Source organism: Actinomyces sp. oral taxon 849 str. F0330, from assembly GCF_000239715.1.
Lineage (GTDB): Bacteria > Actinomycetota > Actinomycetes > Actinomycetales > Actinomycetaceae > Actinomyces > Actinomyces johnsonii.
The window spans coordinates 295936-297444 of sequence record NZ_JH470348.1 but is presented as its reverse complement, the minus strand read 5'-3'; the positions used below and the strand labels follow the sequence as shown (position 1 = coordinate 297444).

Here is a 1509-nt window from a genome sequence, read left to right as displayed (position 1 = left end):
GTTGAGCCGTTCGGCTCGGTGGTGCAGGTCCTGGTGGGTGCGGGCCATGTGGTGCAGGGCGCTGGTGGCGGCCTGCTGGGGTGTGGTGATGGTTCTGGTGGGACGAGTTCGAGCCAGGCGGGTGATCAGGGCCGGGGTGTCGAGCCTGCGGTAGCGCTCGCGCAGGGGCTCGGGGGCGGTGGTCAGCAGGGAGTGGATACTGTTAGTGATCGCGGTGGCGGCTGAGATCAGGCGGGTGCGGGCTGCCAGCAGGAGCCGGATCTGCTCGGCTGGGCCGGTGGTGTCCTTGGCCTGGCTGACACCGTCTCCGGACAGGACGGTGCGAGCCGCGGCGATGGCGTCGATCGGGTCGGACTTGCGTGGTGGCGTCTGACCCGGCGGCTGGGGCGCAGCACCTCGACGGTGTCGTAGCCGGCCTGGCGCAGGGTACGGGTCAGTCCTGCTCCGTAGGAGCTGGTGCCCTCTACGCCGACGGCCATGAGGGGACCGAGGCGGTCGAGGTGTGCTGTCAGATCGTCGTAGCCCTGCTGGTCGGCGGGGAAGGAGCTGGTTGCGATCACGGCGCCCTGGGCGGTGAGCACCGCCAGGGTGTGAGTGTCCTGATGGGTGTCGACTCCAGCGACCAGTCCCGGAGGTGGGGCCGGGGACGCTGGCTCCGTGTCTGTGCTGGTAAGGTCCGTCAGATCCATGGAGCGTGCCTCCTGTCTTGGTGCTTCCTTGGTCGGGAGTGCCACCGGCTCGGGCCAGGCAGACAGGACGCTGACGGGACCACACCTGTGGCGACTGGCGCACTGCGGTGTGGTCATGCTCCTATGAGGTCATGCACCACCCGTGCCTGTGGCGGCGTCTGCGGGACAGGACAGATCAGGCTCAGGACAGCCCTCCTGCACCGGGGCAGGCGGGGGTGTCAGTCAAGTTGCGGGTCACCGCCACGCAGGCTCCTACACCATCATCAGCGTCCAGTTTTCTGTGTAAGCGTTTTACAGGTAGGGGTTGATTCGGTCGGGGTAGGCGGTGGTGGGGCTGGGCCAGGGCCCTTGTATCTGGTCGGTGGTGGTCTGTCCTTCGACGAGTCTGGCCTTGGCCTTGCGCTTGGATGCTGGCAGTCCTTTGTCCTTGTCGCGTTCTCGGGCTCGCTTGTCCACAGGTGTCGCAGATCGCCAGCTTTCGCCAGCTCAGGTCACCGCCTCATCGAAAGGGGAAGTGGCCGCGGTTCATCGGTGATCCTTGCGCAGCTGGTAGCTCGCAGTCTCGATACTGTTGGTGGAGGGGGTACCCCCCACGAAGTGGGGGAGAGATGACACGCCTGAGCATCGGCCGGTGAGTCCAGGAAGAGGGGTGAATCGCTCCCAGGCCCGCTCCCAGGTCGTCACCGTCTGAAGGGTGCTTGACCCCCATGTCGGACTCGGAGAAGTCGGTCAGAGCCTGCCAGGCGGCCTCCTGGTTCGGAGCGGTGCAGATCGGCCTTGAGAGCGGCCGCGACCTTCCGGCTCTCCCCCGTAGGAGACG

At 66.9% G+C, this 1509-nt stretch carries 2 protein-coding genes and 1 pseudogene; 1 reads left to right on the top strand and 2 read right to left on the bottom strand.

Annotation, left to right across the window (positions count from 1 at the left end):
* A pseudogene (locus HMPREF0975_RS16505) lies at positions 1-225 on the top strand (hypothetical protein); the annotation flags it as partial.
* 2 nt (positions 226-227) lie between these two features.
* Here HMPREF0975_RS16505 and HMPREF0975_RS01225 read toward each other — a convergent pair.
* Positions 228-689 (bottom strand): IS110 family transposase, encoded by a 462-nt coding sequence (locus HMPREF0975_RS01225; RefSeq protein WP_009232270.1) that lies wholly within the window; start codon positions 687-689, stop codon positions 228-230.
* A gap of 291 nt (positions 690-980) precedes the next feature.
* Positions 981-1145, bottom strand: a complete 165-nt coding sequence (locus tag HMPREF0975_RS15355; RefSeq protein ID WP_009232269.1) for a hypothetical protein — start codon at positions 1143-1145, stop codon at positions 981-983.
* Positions 1146-1509 lie beyond the last annotated feature (364 nt).

What these genes read in the sequence shown, in the direction of transcription:
- HMPREF0975_RS01225 (WP_009232270.1), bottom strand. Translation starts at nt 689, where the DNA reads ATGGATCTGACGGACCTTACCAGCACAGACACGGAGCCAGCGTCCCCG.